The organism is Erwinia sp. (assembly GCF_031978025.1).
In the GTDB taxonomy this organism is placed as follows: Bacteria; Pseudomonadota; Gammaproteobacteria; order Enterobacterales; family Enterobacteriaceae; genus Erwinia.
Genome location: NZ_DALZCD010000129.1, coordinates 1 through 4,605, shown reverse-complemented (window position 1 = coordinate 4,605; position 4,605 = coordinate 1). Strand labels below are relative to the sequence as shown.

3 protein-coding genes are annotated in these 4,605 nt (G+C 56.9%); all 3 read left to right on the top strand.

All coding sequences use genetic code 11. From position 1 onward, the window contains the following. The first annotated feature begins 475 nt into the window (after positions 1-475). From betI to betA, 3 genes are read left to right on the top strand one after another with little or no spacing between them, the layout of a single operon-like run. Complete coding sequence (betI, locus tag RTK32_RS11920; protein WP_312044189.1) at positions 476-1,072, top strand: transcriptional regulator BetI; 597 nt, start codon at positions 476-478, stop codon at positions 1,070-1,072. 26 nt (positions 1,073-1,098) lie between these two features. Further along, positions 1,099-2,556: a betaine-aldehyde dehydrogenase gene (betB, locus tag RTK32_RS11915; RefSeq protein ID WP_312044200.1), complete on the top strand. Its 1,458-nt coding sequence runs from the start codon at positions 1,099-1,101 to the stop codon at positions 2,554-2,556. A gap of 60 nt (positions 2,557-2,616) precedes the next feature. Then, positions 2,617-4,305, top strand: a complete 1,689-nt coding sequence (betA, locus tag RTK32_RS11910) for a choline dehydrogenase (RefSeq protein ID WP_312044188.1) — start codon at positions 2,617-2,619, stop codon at positions 4,303-4,305. Positions 4,306-4,605: the final 300 nt, after the last annotated feature.

Genomic DNA, 4,605 nt, shown 5'->3' with positions numbered 1-4,605 from the left:
CTTTCAGGCGGCCTTATATCATTAACCGATATGGCGACAAGTCGCTGTTTCGCATTCAATCGCTCTGTGGCTTTTTATCGCCAGTCGACAGGGCGGCAGGTCTCTGTTTCGCATCGAACGCTCTGTAGCTTTTATCGCCAGTCAACAGGGTATCCTCACGTCTGACTTTCAGGCGGCCTTATATCATTAACCGATAGGGCGGCAGGCCAGTTTTCGCGATTAACGATTGAAATAATCACCGCTTTTATCGTGAAAAGAGGGGGTTACTGCCTGCGAAAGCCCTTTTAACTCCCTCCGCACGGGTAGCGAATCTCTATCAATAAAAAATATAAAATACAGACACTTATTGCAATTTTCCTGTTGCCAGTTCGTTAACTTTCGTCGCACTTTTACGGCTGTTATTTTTTTCTTGATTGAACGTTCAATATAAAATGTCTATAATCTTCTTCATTCAATAGTTGAAACCGATTAAGCGATGCCAAAAGTTGGAATGAAAGCCATTCGTCAGGCGCAGTTGATCCACGCGACGCTGACGGTCATTGACCGGGTCGGGCTGGCCGATGCCAGCCTGGCGCTGATCGCCAGAGAAGCGGGCGTCTCAACAGGGATTGTCAGCCACTACTTTGGCGACAAAAACGGTCTGCTGGACGCCTGCATGCGCCAGATCCTGTTAGACCTCTACCGGGCGGTGGAGCATCATCGCAGCGTCGCGGTTGATGAGCCGCAGGCGCAAATCCGGGCGATCATTGACGGCAACTTCGACGACTCGCAGATTGCCGGCCCGGTGCTGAAAACCTGGCTGGCGTTCTGGAGCAGCAGCCTGCATCAGGCCGATTTGCAGCGTCTGCAGCGTATTAACGATCGTCGGCTACATTCCAACCTGACGGCTCAGTTTGCCAGAGCGCTGCCGGTTGAGGCAGCACGGGCGGCGGGCGCCAGCATGGCCGCGCTGATCGATGGCCTTTGGCTACGCATGACGCTAGCCCCCCAACCGATGGCGCAGGGGCTGCTCGATGCGCGTCAGCTTTGCTACCAAAATCTTGCGCTGTGGCTTTCCGGCCCGGCAACTTAACCCTTAAAGGAGGAGACATGGCCGATATGCAACGCCGTGGACTTTATATCAATGGCCGCGAAGAAGCGGGTCAGGGCGAAACATTTACCACCATCAACCCCGCGAATGGCGAAGTGCTGGCGGAAATTACCTCGGCCAGCCAGCAGGACATCGATCGCGCGGTCGCCTCCGCCGAAGCCGGTCAGCGTATCTGGCGCAGCTATACGCCGGTTGAACGTAGCCGCGTGCTGCTGAAAGCCGTGGCGCTTCTGCGCGAGCGCAACGACGAGCTGGCCGCGCTGGAAACCGCCGATACCGGTAAGCCACTGAGCGAAACGGAAGCGGTCGATATCGTAACCGGCGCGGACGTGCTGGAATACTATGCAGGTTTGGCCGTAGCGGTAGAAGGCGAGTCAATCCCGCTGCGTGACAGCGCGCTGGTTTACACCCGCCGCGAGCCGCTGGGCGTTTGCGCCGGTATCGGTGCCTGGAACTACCCAATCCAGATCGCCATGTGGAAAAGCGCGCCTGCGCTGGCTACCGGCAACGCCATGATTTTTAAACCGAGCGAAGTCACGCCGCTCAGCGCACTGGAACTGGCGAAAATTTTCACCGAAGCCGGCCTGCCGGACGGTGTCTTTAACGTGGTGCAGGGCGCAGGCAGCGTCGGACAGGGTCTGAGCCAGCATCCAAAAATCGCCAAGGTCTCCTTCACCGGCGAAGTCAACACCGGCAAACGCGTAATGGCGGATGCGGCGCTGGCTAACCTTAAGTCGGTGACTATGGAGCTGGGTGGCAAATCGCCATTAATTATTTTTGAAGATGCCGAGCTAGAGCGTGCCGTAGACGGCGCCATGATGGCTAACTTCTACAGCACCGGTCAGGTCTGCACCAACGGGACGCGCGTGTTTATCCATCGCTCCCTGAAGGCGGAATTTGAAAAGCGTCTGCTGGAAAAAATGCGCGGCATTAAGTGCGGCGATCCAACGCGTCCGGAAACCAATTTTGGCCCATTGGTCAGCGAAGAGCACTGCCAGAAAGTGGTTTCCTATATGGAAACAGGTAAGCAGGAAGGCGCGCGTCTGCTGACCGGCGGTTCCCGTATTACCGAAGGGGAACTGGCAAAAGGCTACTACGTAGAACCTACCGTGTTCACTGACTGCGCTGATGACATGCGGATTGTGCAGGAAGAGATCTTTGGCCCGGTGATGAGCGTGCTGGTCTTTGATAACGAGCAGGAAGTGATCGATCGCGCTAACGACACCGAATACGGCCTGGCCGCTGGCGTGTTTACCACTTCGCTGAACCGTGCGCACCGCGTTATTCATCAGCTGGAAGCAGGCATCTGCTGGGTGAACAGCTGGGGCGAATCGCCTGCGCCAATGCCGGTCGGTGGCTACAAGCAGTCCGGCGTAGGACGTGAAAACGGCCTGGAAACCCTGCATCACTATACGCGCACCAAATCTGTACTGATTGAAATGGGTGACTATCCGTCCGCGTTCTGATGACGCTGTACTCATAACATTTTTTTGCTGCGGCGCAGGCCGCAGCGTTTTGGAGGTTTAATGCAGAAATTTGACTATATCATTATCGGCGCCGGCTCCGCTGGCAACGTGCTGGCCACGAGACTGACTGAGGATGCTGACGTATCGGTACTTTTACTGGAAGCAGGCGGCAAGGACCACCGCTGGGATTTCCGTACCCAAATGCCAGCCGCTTTGGCTTATCCGCTGCAGGGGAAACGCTATAACTGGGCGTATGAAACCGATCCTGAGCCAAAAATGAACAATCGCCGCATGGAGTGCGGACGCGGTAAAGGGCTTGGTGGCTCCTCGCTGATTAACGGCATGTGCTATGTGCGCGGTAACGCGATGGATTATGACAACTGGGCCAGCAAGAAAGGTCTGGAGAATTGGTCATACCTTAACTGCCTGCCTTATTTCCGCAAAGCGGAGAAGCGTGATATCGGCGAAAACGACTATCACGGCGGCGAAGGCTATCTGAGCGTAACTACGCCGAAAAAGGGCAACAATCCCCTGTTCCGCGCCTTTATTGATGCGGCGGTACAGGCAGGCCACCATGAAACCGACGATATGAACGGCTACCGTCAGGACGGCTTTGGCCCAATGGACCGCACCGTTACACCGCAGGGCCGTCGCTCAAGCACCGCGCGCGGTTATCTGGACGTGGCGAAGCAGCGTTCAAACCTGACGATTGTGACCCACGCGCAGACCGACCGTATCCTGTTTGAAGGAAAAACCGCCGTCGGCGTTTGCTGGCTGCGTAACGGCAAGGAAGAGCAGGCGATCGCCACGCGTGAAGTGCTGCTGTGTGCAGGTGCTATCGCCTCGCCGCAAATTCTGCAGCGATCCGGCGTAGGCCCGGAAGAGTGGCTGCGCGAGCTGGATATCCCGGTTGTGCATGCGCTACCGGGTGTAGGCCGCAATCTGCAGGACCACCTGGAAGTTTACATGCAGTTCCGCTGCAAAAAGCCGGTCAGCCTCTATCCGTCACTGCAATGGTGGAACCAGCCAGCGATCGGGGCAGAGTGGCTGTTCAACGGCACCGGCACCGGTGCCAGCAACCAGTTTGAGGCGGGCGGCTTTATCCGCAGCGACGACAAGCCGGACTGGCCGGATCTGCAATATCACTTCCTGCCGGTCGCCATCAACTACAACGGCAGCAGCCCGGTAAAAGAGCACGGTTTCCAGGCGCACGTCGGCCCAATGCGGTCCATGAGCCGTGGTCGCGTCAAACTGACCTCGAAACATCCGTATGCCGCGCCGTCGATCTTCTTTAACTACATGTCAGAAGATCGCGACTGGGAAGAGTTCCGCAGCGCAGTGCGCCATACTCGTGAAATCATGCGTCAGCCTGCCCTGGCAGAATACTGCGGTGAAGAGATCCAGCCGGGCGCGGCGGTGCAGACCGACGAGCAAATTGATGCCTTTATCCGCGATCATGCCGAAACGGCCTATCACCCCTGCGGCAGCTGCGCGATGGGCAACGACGATATGGCAGTAGTGGATGCAGAAGGGCGCGTGCACGGAATGCAGAAGCTACGCGTAGTGGATGCTTCCATTATGCCGCAGATCACCACCGGCAACCTGAATGCGCCCACCGTCATGATCGCCGAGAAGATGGCCGATCTGATCCGTGGCCGCACGCCGCTGGCCGCTTCCAAAGCGGATTACTACCGCCTGGCGCGGGAAAAAGCCGAGGCTGAACAGGCACAGGCGGAAGGCGTGGCCTGAGAGCAGCCGCCTCCTGAAGCAGGATAAAGCTTGCTTTAGGGGCGGCCTGTTGGGCTCCGATTAAAAAATGCACGTAACGACTATGCAGCCCGTTACGTGCATTTTTGTATCAGCCGGACTTGCTCTAAACTGTCTGCTTGTCTGCTTGTCTGCTTGTCTGCTTGTCTGCTTGTCTGCTTGTCTGCTTGTCTGTCTGCCCGATTGACTACCTACCTACCTACCTACCTACCTACCTACCTACCTGACTGCCTGACTGCCTGACTGCCTGACTGCCTGACTGCCTGACTGCCTGACTGCCTG

Bases quoted from the DNA above. Each gene is read 5' to 3' on its own strand.
- betA (WP_312044188.1), top strand. From the start codon at position 2,617: ATGCAGAAATTTGACTATATCATTATCGGCGCCGGCTCCGCTGGCAAC.
- betB (WP_312044200.1), top strand. From the start codon at position 1,099: ATGCAACGCCGTGGACTTTATATCAATGGCCGCGAAGAAGCGGGTCAG.
- betI (WP_312044189.1), top strand. From the start codon at position 476: ATGCCAAAAGTTGGAATGAAAGCCATTCGTCAGGCGCAGTTGATCCAC.